This window comes from Arthrobacter sp. cf158 (genome assembly GCF_900106835.1).
Taxonomy (GTDB): Bacteria; Actinomycetota; Actinomycetes; order Actinomycetales; family Micrococcaceae; genus Arthrobacter.
In genome coordinates, this window is the sequence record NZ_FNNR01000004.1 from 229785 (window position 1) to 243942 (window position 14158).

Annotated in this window: 15 protein-coding genes; 9 read left to right on the forward strand and 6 right to left on the reverse strand. The window is 63.0% G+C overall.

What is annotated here, in order from left to right; all coding sequences use genetic code 11:
* Positions 1–118: 118 nt before the first annotated feature.
* On the forward strand, positions 119–784 hold the full coding sequence (locus BLW08_RS09880) for a GntR family transcriptional regulator (RefSeq protein ID WP_090823088.1): 666 nt from the start codon (positions 119–121) through the stop codon (positions 782–784).
* A complete protein-coding gene (locus BLW08_RS09885) occupies positions 781–1959 on the forward strand; it encodes an MFS transporter (RefSeq protein ID WP_091324789.1) in 1179 nt (392 codons plus the stop codon). The genes BLW08_RS09880 and BLW08_RS09885 overlap by 4 nt, the downstream gene beginning before the upstream one ends.
* Positions 1960–2026: 67 nt before the next feature.
* Here BLW08_RS09885 and BLW08_RS09890 read toward each other — a convergent pair whose 3' ends face one another.
* Positions 2027–5476, reverse strand: a complete 3450-nt coding sequence (locus BLW08_RS09890) for a DEAD/DEAH box helicase (protein WP_091324790.1) — start codon at positions 5474–5476, stop codon at positions 2027–2029.
* 165 nt (positions 5477–5641) lie between these two features.
* Between BLW08_RS09890 and BLW08_RS09895 the strand changes: the two genes are divergently transcribed.
* The 4 genes from BLW08_RS09895 to BLW08_RS09910 all read left to right on the forward strand — a co-directional run bounded on the left by BLW08_RS09895 (position 5642) and on the right by BLW08_RS09910 (position 9222).
* Positions 5642–6490 (forward strand): DMP19 family protein, encoded by an 849-nt coding sequence (locus tag BLW08_RS09895; RefSeq protein ID WP_091324792.1) that lies wholly within the window; start codon positions 5642–5644, stop codon positions 6488–6490.
* A 111-nt stretch (positions 6491–6601) separates the two neighbouring features.
* Complete coding sequence (locus BLW08_RS09900) at positions 6602–7396, forward strand: ABC transporter permease (RefSeq protein WP_091324793.1); 795 nt, start codon at positions 6602–6604, stop codon at positions 7394–7396.
* The gene (locus BLW08_RS09905; protein WP_254779807.1) at positions 7389–8243 is read left to right on the forward strand and encodes an ABC transporter permease; all 855 of its coding nucleotides are present in this window, start codon (positions 7389–7391) and stop codon (positions 8241–8243) included. The genes BLW08_RS09900 and BLW08_RS09905 overlap by 8 nt, the downstream gene beginning before the upstream one ends.
* A 1-nt stretch (position 8244) precedes the next feature.
* Positions 8245–9222 (forward strand): ABC transporter ATP-binding protein, encoded by a 978-nt coding sequence (locus BLW08_RS09910; RefSeq protein ID WP_091324795.1) that lies wholly within the window; start codon positions 8245–8247, stop codon positions 9220–9222.
* Between the two features lie 121 nt (positions 9223–9343).
* Here the strand turns inward: BLW08_RS09910 and BLW08_RS09915 are convergent, their stop codons facing one another.
* Both BLW08_RS09915 and BLW08_RS09920 read right to left on the reverse strand, forming a co-directional pair.
* Positions 9344–9553: a hypothetical protein gene (locus BLW08_RS09915; protein WP_090823096.1), complete on the reverse strand. Its 210-nt coding sequence runs from the start codon at positions 9551–9553 to the stop codon at positions 9344–9346.
* Positions 9554–9583: 30 nt separating this feature from the next.
* Positions 9584–10174 carry a DUF5655 domain-containing protein gene (locus BLW08_RS09920; protein ID WP_254779808.1) on the reverse strand — a complete coding sequence of 197 codons (591 nt, stop codon included), beginning with the start codon at positions 10172–10174 and terminating at the stop codon, positions 9584–9586.
* Between the two features lie 172 nt (positions 10175–10346).
* On the opposite strand from BLW08_RS09920, the gene BLW08_RS09925 reads away from it, so the two are divergent.
* The gene (locus BLW08_RS09925; RefSeq protein ID WP_091324797.1) at positions 10347–11294 is read left to right on the forward strand and encodes a type IV toxin-antitoxin system AbiEi family antitoxin domain-containing protein; all 948 of its coding nucleotides are present in this window, start codon (positions 10347–10349) and stop codon (positions 11292–11294) included.
* Positions 11295–11406: 112 nt separating this feature from the next.
* Here BLW08_RS09925 and BLW08_RS09930 read toward each other — a convergent pair whose 3' ends face one another.
* A complete protein-coding gene (locus tag BLW08_RS09930; protein ID WP_091324799.1) occupies positions 11407–11919 on the reverse strand; it encodes a COG4315 family predicted lipoprotein in 513 nt (170 codons plus the stop codon).
* A 146-nt stretch (positions 11920–12065) separates the two neighbouring features.
* Between BLW08_RS09930 and BLW08_RS09935 the strand changes: the two genes are divergently transcribed.
* Positions 12066–12563 (forward strand): sigma-70 family RNA polymerase sigma factor, encoded by a 498-nt coding sequence (locus BLW08_RS09935; RefSeq protein ID WP_091324801.1) that lies wholly within the window; start codon positions 12066–12068, stop codon positions 12561–12563.
* Positions 12560–13231, forward strand: a complete 672-nt coding sequence (locus tag BLW08_RS09940) for a zf-HC2 domain-containing protein (protein WP_091324803.1) — start codon at positions 12560–12562, stop codon at positions 13229–13231. The genes BLW08_RS09935 and BLW08_RS09940 overlap by 4 nt, the downstream gene beginning before the upstream one ends.
* A 5-nt stretch (positions 13232–13236) precedes the next feature.
* Here the strand turns inward: BLW08_RS09940 and BLW08_RS09945 are convergent, their stop codons facing one another.
* Both BLW08_RS09945 and BLW08_RS09950 read right to left on the reverse strand, forming a co-directional pair.
* Complete coding sequence (locus BLW08_RS09945) at positions 13237–13746, reverse strand: type II toxin-antitoxin system RatA family toxin (protein WP_091324804.1); 510 nt, start codon at positions 13744–13746, stop codon at positions 13237–13239.
* On the reverse strand, positions 13746–14138 hold the full coding sequence (locus BLW08_RS09950; RefSeq protein ID WP_091324806.1) for a hypothetical protein: 393 nt from the start codon (positions 14136–14138) through the stop codon (positions 13746–13748). Before BLW08_RS09950 ends, BLW08_RS09945 begins: the two co-directional genes overlap by 1 nt.
* Positions 14139–14158 lie beyond the last annotated feature (20 nt).

Sequence of the window (14158 nt, forward strand, 5' to 3'; positions counted from 1 at the left end):
CCCGCAAAGCAACACTTAGGACCCGTCCAGGGGGTCTTTGTGGGCTCTCAGTGACCCCATTGCCGTTAGTGTATAGATGTATACAAGTACACGTAATGTGAGCAAGCGGGCGGTAGGCATGGCAGATCCACAACCACGGAACACAGGGGCACACCTGGTCTACGGCGAGCTGAAACGCCAGATCCTTAACCTTGAACTCAAACCGGGTGAGCGCATCTACGAACCCGCCATGGCCACTGCACTCCAGGTCAGCCGCACGCCGCTCCGCGAGGCGATCCGCCGGTTGATTTCGGAGAGCCTGCTTGAGCAGCAACCCACCGGGGGAGTACTGGTGCCGGTGCTCGATGAAAAGGTCATTTCGGAGCTGTACGACGTCCGTGCCGCACTGGAGTCGCTGATGGCCCGGGAAGCATGCGCCAAGGCAACCGCGGCAGATCTCGAAGAACTCCGTGGGATCGTAGCCCGCAACGCTGCGATGGTGGAGTTTGCCGACGAAGCCATGAAGTACGGCGTCGCCCTGCACGCCGCCATCGCCAGGATCGCCGGAAACTCCTGGGCCCAGCGATTCCATGAGCAGATTGCCAGCCAGGTGGAGCGCTACCGCTACTTCACCAACAATGCTCCCGAACGGCGTGATGAAGCGTTGGCCAACCACCGGCTCTTGGTCGAAGCCATCGTCTCCAAGGATCCGGACAAGGCAGCCAAGATCGCCTTTGACCACGTCATCGGCGCCCGGGATGAAACCCTGCGGGTCATCTCCAATACCGGCCTCGTTGTCGAATGATTGGCGAACTCGGACGGCGTTCGTCCACTGCGCTTCTGATCCACTCGGCACTGATCCAGGCAGTGACCTTCCTGGTCCGGCCAGCTACAACGTACCGCGCCCTGGAACTTGACGTCCCCGGCTTCGCGCTCGGCCTTCTCGCTGCCAGCTACGCAGTCTTCCCGTTGCTGCTCGCACTGCCCATCGGCGGACTGGTGGACCGCCTGGGCGAGCGTCGGCTCATGGCGATCGGGGCCGCCGTCGTGCTGGGTTGTTCTGCCTTCCTGCTCTTCTGGGGGACGTCAGTCCCTGCCCTGGTGGCCGGGACGGCGCTGCTCGGAGCAGGGCAGCTGGCGTGCGTGGTGGGGCAGCAGGCTGTGGTGGCCAACAACGCGGCGTCGTCGCGGCTGGACTCGGCGTTCGGGTATCTGACGTTTGCTGCGTCGCTGGGACAGGCCCTGGGACCGTTGGCGATTTCCTTGGTGGGTGGTGCATCCGTTCGGCCAAATACTGAGGCGATCTTCCTGCTCGCGACGGCGATGAGCCTGGTCCTCTTCCTGACCACCTTTGTGATGTCGGGCCGGGTAAGCAGCCGCAGGAGCAAAGCCAGCGCGGCCGGCAGACCCAAGGGCGGCGCCGTGTCACTACTGAGAACTCCAGGCGTGGTCCGTGCACTGGCTACGAGTGCCACGGTGCTGGCGGTGGTTGATCTGACGGTGGTCTACCTGCCGGCCCTCGGCGCCGAACGCGGCCTCACTGCGGCAACAGTTGGCCTCCTGCTGACGGTCCGCGCAGTGTTCTCCATGGTGTCCAGGCTCGGGCTCGGCAGCGTGTCCCGCAGGCTGGGGCGAATGCGCCTGCTGGTACTGAGCCTCGCCATCTCCACCGTTACCCTGGCCATCGCCGCCATTCCGATGCCCGTGTGGCTGCTCTTCGTCGTCATGGCGTTCCTCGGCCTGGGGCTGGGAATCGGCCAGCCACTCACCATGTCCTGGCTCTCAGCCCAGGCGCCGGAAGGGCAACGCGGGCGCGCGCTGGCCTTGCGGCTCGCCGGCAACAGGGTGGGGCAAGTGGTCCTGCCCAGCGCTATCGGCGTTGTTGCGGTAGGGCTAGGTGCTGCGGGTGTCTTCCTGGCGTCCGCGGTTGCCGTCGGCGGCACGATGCTCCTGCTGCGCGGAGTACGGCTGGACGACTGAACGGGCGACGGCGACGGCGGAGCGGGCGACGGCGGCGCGCCAGAGGCCAGACGTTGTGTCGGGCCGCCTACTCCGCGAACAGCGCCGCCAGGTCATCCGCCGTCAACGAACCACCGGCCAACGCGTCGCCTTCCATCACATCTGCGAACAACTGGGACTTCTTGGCCTTCAACGCCATGACCTTCTCTTCGATGGTGTCCTTGGCCACCAGCCGGTAGACCATCACGTTCCTGGCCTGCCCGATGCGGTGCGTGCGGTCCACGGCTTGGGCTTCGGACGCCGGGTTCCACCAGGGATCCAGCAGGAACACGTAATCTGCCTCGGTCAGGTTGAGCCCAAACCCACCGGCCTTCAGCGAAATCAGGAACACGGGTGCAGCACCGTTCTTGAATTCGCTGACTACATCGCCGCGGTTCCGGGTGCTGCCATCGAGGTAGCAGTACTCCACGCCCTCGGCATCCAGGCGCTCCCGGACCTTGCCCAGGAAGCCGGTGAACTGGCTGAAGATCAGGGCGCGGTGACCCTCGGAGATCAGGTCTTCCAGTTGTTCGAACAACACGTCCAGCTTGGAGGAACGAACTCCTGACAGCGACGAATCCACCAGCGACGCATCCAAACTCAGCTGGCGCAGCAAGGTCAGCGACTGGAAGATCGTGAACCGGTTCTTGTTTGCGTCGTCGATCAGGCCCAGGATTTTCTGCCGTTCGCGCTGCAGGTGCGTCTGGTAAACCTTCTGGTGCCGCGGGTTCAGCACCACTTCCAGGATCTGCTCCTGCTTGGGCGGCAGGTCCTTGATGACCTGCTCTTTGGTGCGGCGCATCATGAGAGGACGCACACGACGCCGGAGCTTGCCCAGCTGCGCCGAGTCACCATTCTTCTCAACAGGCTTTTGGTAGTTCTCGGCGAACCGTTTGGGGCTCGGGAACAGCCCGGGTGCCACGATCGACGTGAGTGCCCAGAACTCCATGAGGTTGTTCTCCAGCGGCGTGCCCGTAATGGCGAGCTTGAATCGCGCCGGCAGCTTTCGCGCGCACTGGTACGCCTTGGACTGGTGGTTCTTCACGAACTGCGCCTCGTCCAGCATCAGCCCGGCCCATTGGAAGGAGGCGTAGGAATCGTAGTCAATGCGGAACAGGGCATAGGAGGTAATAACGACGTCGGCACCCGCCAACGCGTCCACCGGCGACAGGCCGCTCTTGGCGAAGGTTTCACCGACGGTCCGCACCACCAGGCCCGGAGCGAAGCGCTGAGCTTCCAAAGCCCAGTTGCTCACCACGCTGGTGGGAGCAACCACCAGGAAAGGAGCCCGGGGCGCCACATCCGCCGAGGCACCCTGTGCGGCAGCGGCAGTCTCCGCTGCCAGGTCCTTGGCCGCACACATCAGCGCAATGGCCTGGACGGTCTTACCCAAGCCCATGTCGTCAGCCAGCACGCCTCCAAGGCTGTGCTTGTACAGGAAGCTGAGCCAATTGAAACCCTCCAGCTGGTACGGACGCAGCTCAGCGTTAAGGCTGGCCGGAAGCGGCAGTCCGGTCACGCCGTCGTCGAGCAGTCCGCCCACGGCCTCGCGCCACGCTGCGGCCTGTTCGTCAACGATCCCCAGCTGCGCCAGCTCGTCCCAGAGCCCGGCCTGGAAGCGGCTGATCTGCAGGGTGCCGTCCTTGTTGTCCGGGTTGTCCTGCAGGGACCGCGCTTCGTCGATCAGCGCGCGCAGCTGATGAAGTTCGGGAAGATCCAGCGAGAAGTAGGCGCCGCTGGGTAGCAGCATGCGGCTCATTCCGGCGGCTAGCGCGGAGAACACGGCGGCGAAGGAAACAGGTTCGCCTTCGAGCGTGATGACAATTCCGAGGTCGAACCAGTCGCCGCTGGCCGTTTCCTTCGTGGAGATGGACACTACGGGAGCTTCGGCGGCCTCGCGGTAATCGGCGATGTCACCGGAGGTTTCCACCACGACGTCGGGCAGTTCCCTGAGTGCCGGAAGCACCTCTTCGGTGAACGCGAGGGTGTCCAGGCCGCCGAGTTCGGCGGTGGCAGCTATCCGGGGCGCACCCCAGCCGCCGGTGGCCGATTCGGCGAGGGCGGGCACCACGTCCCACGGCCTCCCCAGCGACTCCAGGATCCGGGCTTCCTCGGCGTCGTCGCGGTAGCCGCGGTCATCGGGGTGCCGCCACAGGGGCTGGGCTGTGACCAGGGTGCCGGATTTGTAGTGCCATTCCCAGTGCAGACGGACCTTGTGGTCGTTGCCGTAATTGGCCAACAAGGACAGCGTGGGGACTGCCAACGTGGGCAACTCCACGGACTTATCGGCCGCTTGAACGGGCGTGGACTGCCGCAGCTTGGGGTAGAACGACGTCAGGAAGCGGCTCTCGTCCTCCGCGGGAATTTGAAGCGTTTGGCCGTCCATGACGAACTCCAGGAGCTCATCGCTGACGCCGCCCTCGATCGGCGCAAGAGTGATCAGGTTCTTCTGTTGCGGCACGCCGGGCAGGGTTTCCCCTGAATGCGTGAAGAAGATTCCGTTGGCGGGTTTGCCCAGGAAGCCCACAGTTCCGGCATCAACCGGCTCCCCGCCCACGGTGACTGACGGCGCAAGCTGCAGGCCGCCGTCGGGCGTTGTGTCTTCGGTTCCGTTCGCGTCCAGCCGCGCCAAACTCAGTCCGACGACGGCGGGTTGGGTCTCTACGTGGACCGGCTCACTCCCAGCCGAATGGATGAGCGGAATGCCCGCCTTGGTGGCATCGGAAAGCAGGGTCCAGAGGTTCTTGGCTGCGAAATCGTTCAGGCTCAGCCACATGGCGCCGGACGGTTGTTGTCGTCCGTTGCTGGAACCGTGCGCGGCCAGGAAAGTCTGAAGCCATTCGACGTGGACCTCGTTGAATTCGCGCCGGAAGCTGACGTAGCTGAGGTTGTTCCAGGACACATCGCCGCGGATCCATTTGCCCTTGGCGCCCATCATGACCGGGCGCGCTTTGAGCTGGCGGACACTGCGCATGGGATCGCGGCGGCCTGTGTAGGAGAAGTGGGCAGCGGGCTCTTCCACCTCAAATTGAAGCGCGAGCGGGATGCCGGCAGTGGTGGGCGCTGTGCCGGGCTTCGCGATCAGCCTGTTGAGGGCTTGTTCCCAGGCCGGCCTGGCTGAGCCGCCCTGCTCCATGGAGCCAAGGCGCGAGGTTTGGATTCCCGGAGCCTGCGACAGGAGCTGTGCCCGGATAGTGGGGTGGTCTTCGGCGGTGAAGAGCAGAGCGGCCACGTGCTTGCAGTCTTTCCGGACCGGGCAGCTGCAAATGCCCACCGTGCAGCTCCACCCGCTGGACTTGCGGACAAGTTTTGCCGACGTCGAATACGGCTGCGGACCTGTTCCGCGGACCTTGCCCATCAGGAGGCCGGTAGCCGAATCGAAGGAAATCCCGCTCACGCGGCTGCCCATGGCATAGGCCAATCCGGCCGCCAAGGAGCGGTCGTTAATGGCTGGAGTCTGAATGGCCAGTTCCCAGGTTTCGTCTGTGTGGGACGGCATGCGTCGGGCTACTTTCGGCAGGAGGTTATCTGCTCAATCTTAGTCAGCAGAAAACGGCTCCCAAACTTCGCCCTCCGTTAACCTCTACCTCGATTGCTGCGCCGCTCCCACGCGTACGTTGAAAGTGTCCGGAGCACCATCAGCTTTCAGCAGTGAGGATTTCCCATGACTACCAACCAGTACCCCGTCGTCCTGAACAAGAGCAGCTTCGAAGCAGGCAATGCGGATGTTGTGGATTCCAACGTCAACGTGGTGAACCAGATGTACCAGGAGCTCCTCAACAGCGACGAAATCGCACCCGCTGCCCTCAGCAGTTACTTTGTGGATTTCTACCTGACTCAGGCGTTGGCTGGCGGCTTTGCCCAGTACGTTTTCACCGCACCGGAGCGTGAAGAAGTGGACGCTTTTGTGCGGGCAGGGCTTCAGGGAATGGGCGCCGTCCGCCACTTTGATCTGTTCAACCGCACCGCAGCTGCCTTTGACGCGTTGAGCGACGACGAAGCCGAGGCCTACCTCGACGGCGAGTTGGACGAGTCCGAGGCGCCCCTTGCTGCCGTTGTTGTCCTGGACGAGTTGGACGGCGGGTTCGAGGCCCTCCTGGAAGAGGAGGACATCATTGACCTCAACGCCGCTTACCTTCGCGATCAGGCAGGGCTGCTTGTTCTCTCCGATGAGGACATCGAAGCGCACATCGCTGAGCGCGTCGCGCAGATTCCGGACCTCTCCGAGCGCCAAGCCGAAGCCGAAGAAGAAGCCCTCGCCAACGCACCCGAGTTCGAGGTCATCATCCGCGAACTCTGCGATGTGGCCGGCTACACCCTGCAGAAGATCACCATGGGCGATCCCAACTACGAGCACGACGGCGTGAAGACCCTCGCCTGGCACTTCTCCACCGACCACGGCGACTACCTCATGATCGAAGACGACGAGGAAGCCTTCATGATCCACCCGGAGACCAAGGAAATCATCGCGGCGGTTGAGTTCGAAGAATCCGAGGAATTCGCCGACGCCTAAGCCTTGTGCCGCACGCCGAGACCGCGGGAACGCTGCGAATTCGCCGTTGTGTTCCCGCGACCTCGGCACGTTTCCGGCGAATTGGTCGAAGCCCGTGAGTAGACTCGACCGGTGCGTGCGTATTGGGAACTGGCCAAGTCATCATTCCGCCGCCATTCCACGTACCGCACTGCCGCCGTCGCCGGTGCCTTCACCAACTCCGTCTTCGGACTCATCCGGGCGTCGCTGCTGCTAAGCGCTATTACGACGGCGGGTGGCGCCATCGGGGGATACTCGGCCATGGAGGCGGCCACTTATGTGTGGCTGGGACAGGCACTGCTGGCACCTTTGGGGCTCTTCGGGACCGCTGAGTTGGCCAATCGGGTGAAGTCGGGGGACATCGCCGTCGATCTTTCCCGGTCCGTGAACCTGACGGCGTCCTATTGGGCGCAGGACCTGGGCCGTGCCGCTTTCGACGTCCTTCCGCGAGGCCTGCCGCCACTCATTGTCGGTGCCTTGGTGACGGGCCTGTCGATGCCGGGTAGTCCTGAACCGTACTTGCTGGGATTCGTGTCGATCCTGGCTGCTGTTTCCTTGAACTTTTTGGGCTTCTTCGCCATCAACCTTTTGTCTTTCTGGGTGCTCGAAATCCGGGGCTTCTGGATGCTGTACATGGTGGTGATGAACCTATTGTCCGGGTTCCTGGTCCCCGTGACGTGGTTCCCGGGGTGGCTGCTCGAATTCGCACGGGCCACCCCGTTTCCTTCGATGCTTCAGACCCCCGTGGACATTCTTGCGGGAAGGACCGTCGGCGGCGAGAGCCTGGCGATGGTTGGCATTCAACTTCTGTGGCTGGCCGTGCTGCTGATCGTTGTGCAGATGATGGTCCGGTTCGGTTCGCGGCGGTTGGTGGTGCAAGGTGGCTAACTCCCGTGCAATCCGTTCTGGTGCAGGCCGCGATCCTCACGCCCCGGTCACCAACCTGGTGCTCCTCAAGTTGTTGATCTCGGCAAGATTGCGCTCGCAGCTCGCCTACCGGGGCAGCTTCCTTTCCGACGTCGCGGGCCAGATCCTCCTGGGACTCACGGAGTTTGTTGAGCTCTACGCGATCGTCCATAACGTCTCCTCGTTCGGCGGCATGACCTTTGCTCAGACCCTTCTGGTGTTCGGGCTCGCGTCCGTTGCCTTCGCCCTGGGTGACCTGCTCCTGGGGGAGACCGACTCCATGTCCGAGACCATCAGGTCCGGGAAGCTGGAGGTGCTCCTGGTGAGGCCCCTTCCCGTGCTGCTCCAACTAGCTACCTCCGACTTTCAACTGAGACGCGTGGGCCGTTTGATCTTCGCGCTGGCAGCCTTGGCCGCGGCCTTACTCTTCGCCGACATCACGTGGGATCCAGCCAAACTACTGCTCGCCCTGATCACCCCGCTGGCTGGCGCGGCCATCTTCTGTGCTCTCTTCCTCGGAGCCGGAGCAATGCAATTCTGGATCCTCGACGGAAGGCAGTTCGCCAATGCGTTCACCTACGGGGGACGGTATGTTGCCTCCATGCCCGGAGCGGCGCTGTTCTTCCCCATCCAAGTTTTTTTCACGTTCGTCATCCCCGCAACGCTCGTGGCCTACGCACCCAGCCTTGTCATTCTCGGCCTCGACGGACCGGCCGGAATCCCTGCTTGGACAGGATGGTTGGGGCTGCCGGCCGCCGTCGTCCTCAGCGGACTCATGCTGCTCCTCTGGCGGGCAGCCATCAAAAAGTACACCGGCGCAGGAGGCTGATATGCCCATCATTGAAGTGGAAGAACTGAGCCGGGAGTTCCAGGTCATGGAGCCCGCGGGAAGGTTCCGCCGACGCAAAAAGACCGTTCATGCAGTCCGGGGGATTGACTTCAGCGTGGAACCGGGGGAGGCCGTGGGCTACATCGGAGCCAACGGTGCCGGCAAATCCACCACCATCAAGATGCTGACCGGTGTCCTGGTGCCAAGCTCGGGACGGGTGAGCGTTTGCGGTTTCAACCCTGTGCCGCAGCGTAAAGCGCTGGCCCGGAAGATCGGCGTCGTGTTCGGGCAGCGCTCCCAGCTGTGGTGGGACCTGCCCCTGCAGGACTCCTACCCAATCCTGGGTGCCATGCACCGCATGCCTGAAGCCGATTGGAAGCCACGGTTCCAGGAACTCGCCGAGCAGATGGATTTGGGGGAGTTCCTCACCACGCCCGTCCGGCAGCTCTCGCTGGGGCAGCGTATGCGCGGCGAGGTGGCCGCTGCCCTGTTGCACCGGCCGGACCTTATCATTCTGGACGAACCGACCATCGGCCTGGACATGATCAGCAAGGAGAAACTGCGGCAGTTCCTGGATGCGGAGCGCCGGGAGAACGGCACCACGCTGCTGCTCACCACCCACGACATGAGCGACATCCAGCGTTTGTGCCAACGCGTCCTGGTAGTCGACGACGGCGCCATCGCCTACGACGGCCCGCTCACCGGATTGGCTGACGTCGCCGGAGCCGTGCGCACCATGGTGGTTGACCTCACCGCCCCCGTGCATTCGGCTGATCTGTTGTCACTGCCTGACGGCGCGGTGCATCAGGGCATCGAGGCGGAGGGAATCCGGCACAGCGTTTCCTTCGATCCCAGCAAACTCTCGGCAGCCACTGTTCTTGCTGCCATCTCCAGCACCGCCGAGGTAGCCGATCTGTCTCTGCACGAGCCGGACATCGAGCATCTGGTGCGGGAGTTGTATGGGAGTGCGCGGCGATAAGGCCGGTTTCTTCGTCGCCGGGGTCGCCGGTGCGAGTGTGCCGCCTCCGAGACCGCGGGAACGCTGCGAATTCGCCGTTGTGTTCCCGCGACCTCGGCACGTTTCCGGCGATTTCGACGCGCTAGCTTGCTCTGGCCTGCCGGAACTTGATGAAGCCCCAAATGATTGATGCTTGCCACAATGCCAGCAGGCCAATCCACACCCAATCAGTACCGTGGCCGAACGCGTAAAGAATCATGGCCACTACTCCCAAAGCCCATGCCACTTCTTGGATGGCAAGGAACCGCAGGCTTGGCGGATTCTTCGTAGTGCTCTTTTGCTGTTCCGGCATTTTTCTCTCCCCACTGAGTAGCCTGCAAGTCTAGCGGTTCTGGTCCAGCGCCTCGGCGAGGTACCCGAGTAACTGGTCGTCGACGTCGTCGATTGATTTCAGCCGCACCCGGCGGTCGAAGAAGTCTCCCTCGCGTACCTTCACGGCTTCCAGTCTTCCTCCGGCCGGAGCGTCCAAACGCAGGGCGACATCAACGGTGGTGTTGTTCGTCCGGGTGACTTGGGCGAACTTCCTCCGAGGGCTGTGAAGCGACACATACCCCTTGCGCATCTGGATCTCGACGCCGTCGGTCTCCGCGGACCAAGCCAGCAGAGCGTCAGCGACAGGGCGGAGCGCGGGGTGCTTGGCGTACTGGCCATCGATGAGTTCATCGGCGTCACGGAGCATGAAATCGGGGTAACCGAACATCTCCCACGAGACCGCGTATTGCGCGTAGCCCGTGATGCCGTGCTGGTCGCGCATCCAGTCCCGGAGCTCGGCGTCGTTCTTCAGGCCCTGGGCGCGGCCCGCTTCAGCCCACCAGTGGACGTCGTGGCCGGACTTACGCAGAAGCAACGCCTGGTTGCTGTCCACCATGGTTTGCCACGTCTTGGCGGCCTTGGAGTCAGAAGTCTCGCCCATACCTCGATCGTAGCCGGGCCGCTCCGGTTGTCCCCGACTTCGTGGGAAGCCTGCCAAGGCGTGCGCAAAACTTCGGCGTACTCGCAGCGTTCCCGCGGCATGGGCGCGGTGCTTCTCCACATAGGCCGATTCGGCCCTCCTGCACCTCTCCGGCCGTTGCCATGCTGAACGGATGGATCCAACATCAAGCGAAACAATGCTCCGGGCAGCCCGCTTGCTTCCGGCGCAAGAGTACCTCTGGAGAACCGACGAATTACTCCGGTTCGGTCTGAACAGTCGGGGAATCAAGGCGTTAGTGGGCGTCGGTGAGCTGCATCGGTTGCGGTATGGCTGTTACATCCGGGCCAGCATGTGGAACACCCTTGGGCCCGGGAAGCAAGCCAAAGCGCGGATTGTGGCGCATGCCCACGGGACCCTGACAACGTCCACAGGTGGTTTCGTCTACAGCCACTTGTCCGCGGCCCGGCTTCACGGTCTCTTCCTGTGGGGCGTGGATGACAGGGTTCATATCCTTGACCGGGCCAAGCCATCCTCTGACCGCTGGGGCAAGGATGTTCGTGGGCACACTGAACACTTCAGTGAGGACGATGTGGTTGAAGTTGAAGGACTGCGGGCCACCACGCTGGAGCGCACCATCTTCGACTGCGCCAGGATGCTTGGTTATCCGAAAGCGCTGGTGATCATGGACCACGGATTGCGGTTGGGAGCCAACATCAGCGCGCTCAGCGACTTGGCAGCAGTCTCTTCCGGGAAACGAGGTGTCCGCACCTTGCGAAAGGTCTTGGAAAATGCGGATCCGCGGTCCGAGTCTGCCGGGGAGACCCTGACGCGCGAACTCATCCAGAGGCTGCATATCAAACCCCCACAGCCACAGTTTGAGGTCCAGTCCAGGCTGGGTCGTCATCGAATGGATTTCGCCTGGGAAGAGGAAAAGCTGGCCTTGGAGTTCGACGGACGCACCAAATACTTCGACTTCAAACCAACGGACGAGGTTGTCTTTCAAGAACGACGGCGGGAGAAGGCTCTCGTGGAGGAAGGCTGGCGGTTCATTCGGGTCGAGTGGAAGGACCTATTCCACGAACGCGCTTTCAAGGAGCGCATCCTGCGGGCATTCAGGTGATGGGTTGGATCGCGAGTTCGCGGGAAGCCTGCGTGGCCGCGGGGAAACTTGCGGCGATCTGGCAGGCTTCCCGCGACCTCGGCGGAGCCCGTCAGGAGCCCCGGGTGCGAACCTACTTGATCATCTCCCCGGCCGGGCTGACCAAGTACCAAACACCGCCCACGCCTTGGCCTGTGACGTCGCCCGGGGCCTTGTCCTTGGCGTAGTAATAGAGGGGCATGCCGTTGAGCGTGACGTGCTTCTTCCCGTCAGGTGACGCGATGGTTCCCACTGTTCCGGTGACGCCTTCAACCGTGGGGGCCTCCGACGTCGTGGTGAAAATTGGCCATGCTGCCAGGCAGGCTTCCGTGCACGCGCTGGTTCCCGAGTCCTTGACGTCCTTGGTGAAGAAGTAGAGGCTCATGCCTTCGCTGTCCACCACGATCTGACCTGCACTGGAGGGCGCAATCATCATGTCGGCGCCGGAAGCAGCTGCGGTGCTGGAGGCCGTGGCTGAAGCGGAAGAGGGTGCCGCGGAGGAAGCAGCCGGAGTGGACGTAGTGGTGGTGCCCGGACTTCCGCCACACCCCGCCAACGCGGCCGTCAGGACCAACGCACCGAATCCAAAACTGAATCGTTTCTTCATGTCTAGCTCCTTTGACGAGCCGGCCGGGATGGACCGGCGCTAACCCCTACGACGCCGGTGGGGGAAGAATGGTTCATAAGGCTGAACCTTTTCCTTGCACGCGTCGTCGTATAAGCGAAAGCCAGCGCGGAATGAGGGAGGTGGCTATGCCGTTGGACGAGGACGTGGTGGTAGCGATCTACCGCGACCATGGCACAGCCCTCAAGCGCTTCGTACTGAGCTGCACCCCGGATTCCCACCAAGCGGACGATGTCGTGCAGGAGACCATCCTGAAGGTGTGGCAGCACGCTCCACAAATCACGGGAAGCTTGCGCAGCTACCTCTTCCGGACGGCCCGGAATGTCATCATCGACAACTACAGGAAGGCGCAGCGGCGCCCGCTTGAGTCCGGAGAGCACGAGCTTCCGGACCACGCGGCCACCGAACGCGTTGACGAACTCCTGAACCGGGTCCTCATGGAGGAAGCCTTGCTCCGGCTCAGTCACGAACACCGCGAGGTCCTGGTGGCCCTGCACTACCAGCGGTTCACCGTCACCGAGGCAGCACTGCAGCTGAACATCCCGGCGGGAACCGTGAAATCCCGGGCTTTCTACGCCGTGAAAGCCCTCCGAACAATCCTTGATGAAATGGGGGTGGAACGATGAACGGCAACTCCGTCCACCAATTGCTGGGCGCGTACCTGTTGGGCGGGCTGGACCCCCAGGAGGAGCGTGACTTCAGGGACCACCTCGCCGGTTGTGCAGAATGTCGCCTGGAACTCGAGGAACTCGAGCGCCTCCCGGCCTTGCTGGACGCCGTCCCTGCAGCTGACGCCGTAGCCCTCACCGTGACCGGTGCAGCCAACGCGCTCACCCCCTTGGAACCGCTTCCTGGCCCTCCCGAGCAAGTCCTGGTTGATTTGTCGGCCCGCAGGCGGAAATCACGACGCCGGTGGGCGGCTTTGGTGGGTGCGGTTGCCGCTGCTTGCCTGGCGGTTGGATTTTTGGCCGGGCCGCTGTTGAACCAGCCACCCAAACCCGATGCGAGTTACTCAGTGCAGTCGGACACCGGTTTGCAGCTGACCGTGGGCATGGTGAAGAAAACCTGGGGTACCGAACTTGAGGTGGAAGGACGCTCCATGCCGCTTGAAGGCACCCTTTATCTGTGGGTAAAGGGCCGGGACGGCGCCGAGGAACGGACCTGTGGGTGGACGGCCACCCCCAGCGGACGGATCAAGATCACCGGTGCCACGCCGGTGCAGTTGGCTGGCATAGCTGGTGTCGAGCTTCGCGATGAGGCCGAGAAGACGGTGGCCTCAATTTCGGTGCCGTAGCGGGCTTAGTGCTCTGTGACTCCGGTGCCGGGCACGCCGTCGCCTTGCGCGCGGAGTTCTGCCACGAGTGCCGGATCCTCGCAGGCCCGGGCGAACGCCTCGATGCGTCGCTCAATTTCACGGCCGAGCAGCCAGCTCCCGATCCTCTCAGCCACCGGCTTCAGCAGTGCCGGGCGGCAGGAAAAGGTGTATTTCCAGACTGCCCGGGTGCCGCCGTCGTCCGGGGTGAACCGCCAGCCACCGCCGAAGTTCTCGAAGAACCACGGCCCGGACACCATGGTCATGCCAACGTTCTTGGGCGGCGTGTAGGAGACGTACTCGCTGACCATTTTCAGGCCCATGCGTGAGACAGTCCTGGTCCGGACACCTTTACCGGCCGCCTGTGCGCCATCCAGGAAACCCTGCGCAGAGATGAACGGGTCCCATTTAAGCCTGAACTCGCCGGTGGTTTGGGAGAGGGCAAAAGCTGTTTCAGGGTCAAGCCGGATGCGTCGCTCGGCGCGCACCTGCGGCATCAGAACCCCTGGCCAGAGCCGAGAACCAGGAACACCATAAACACGATGCCAAAGATGTTGACCGCCATAATGGACAGTCCGATGATGCCTGTGATGCGCCCCGCGTTCATGCGCCCGGCGCGAAACACAGCGATCAGCCCAGCCACCACAGCGAGGATGGCGAGCACCACTGCGACTCCCGCCAGCACCAGCGCACCTACCCACCACGCATCGTTGCCCTCGTTATAACGGCTCATGGCCGAAGCCACGGCCGCGATGCCCAGGGGAATACTGACAACGGCCGCGATGGGTGAAAGGACAGCGGCAACGATGCTCGTTATGCCGGCACCCAAACCGCGGTTACCAGTTTGTCGGGGCTGTTGGTAGTACTCGATCGGTGGCTGATAGCTCATGATTCCCCCAAATTCCGTGG

Bases quoted from the DNA above. Each gene is read 5' to 3' on its own strand.
- BLW08_RS09880 (WP_090823088.1), top strand. From the start codon at position 119: ATGGCAGATCCACAACCACGGAACACAGGGGCACACCTGGTCTACGGC.
- BLW08_RS09885 (WP_091324789.1), top strand. From the start codon at position 781: ATGATTGGCGAACTCGGACGGCGTTCGTCCACTGCGCTTCTGATCCAC.
- BLW08_RS09890 (WP_091324790.1), bottom strand. From the start codon at position 5,476: ATGCCGTCCCACACAGACGAAACCTGGGAACTGGCCATTCAGACTCCA.
- BLW08_RS09895 (WP_091324792.1), top strand. From the start codon at position 5,642: ATGACTACCAACCAGTACCCCGTCGTCCTGAACAAGAGCAGCTTCGAA.
- BLW08_RS09910 (WP_091324795.1), top strand. From the start codon at position 8,245: ATGCCCATCATTGAAGTGGAAGAACTGAGCCGGGAGTTCCAGGTCATG.
- BLW08_RS09915 (WP_090823096.1), bottom strand. From the start codon at position 9,553: ATGCCGGAACAGCAAAAGAGCACTACGAAGAATCCGCCAAGCCTGCGG.
- BLW08_RS09920 (WP_254779808.1), bottom strand. From the start codon at position 10,174: ATGGGCGAGACTTCTGACTCCAAGGCCGCCAAGACGTGGCAAACCATG.
- BLW08_RS09925 (WP_091324797.1), top strand. From the start codon at position 10,347: ATGGATCCAACATCAAGCGAAACAATGCTCCGGGCAGCCCGCTTGCTT.
- BLW08_RS09930 (WP_091324799.1), bottom strand. From the start codon at position 11,919: ATGAAGAAACGATTCAGTTTTGGATTCGGTGCGTTGGTCCTGACGGCC.
- BLW08_RS09935 (WP_091324801.1), top strand. From the start codon at position 12,066: ATGCCGTTGGACGAGGACGTGGTGGTAGCGATCTACCGCGACCATGGC.
- BLW08_RS09940 (WP_091324803.1), top strand. From the start codon at position 12,560: ATGAACGGCAACTCCGTCCACCAATTGCTGGGCGCGTACCTGTTGGGC.
- BLW08_RS09945 (WP_091324804.1), bottom strand. From the start codon at position 13,746: ATGCCGCAGGTGCGCGCCGAGCGACGCATCCGGCTTGACCCTGAAACA.
- BLW08_RS09950 (WP_091324806.1), bottom strand. From the start codon at position 14,138: ATGAGCTATCAGCCACCGATCGAGTACTACCAACAGCCCCGACAAACT.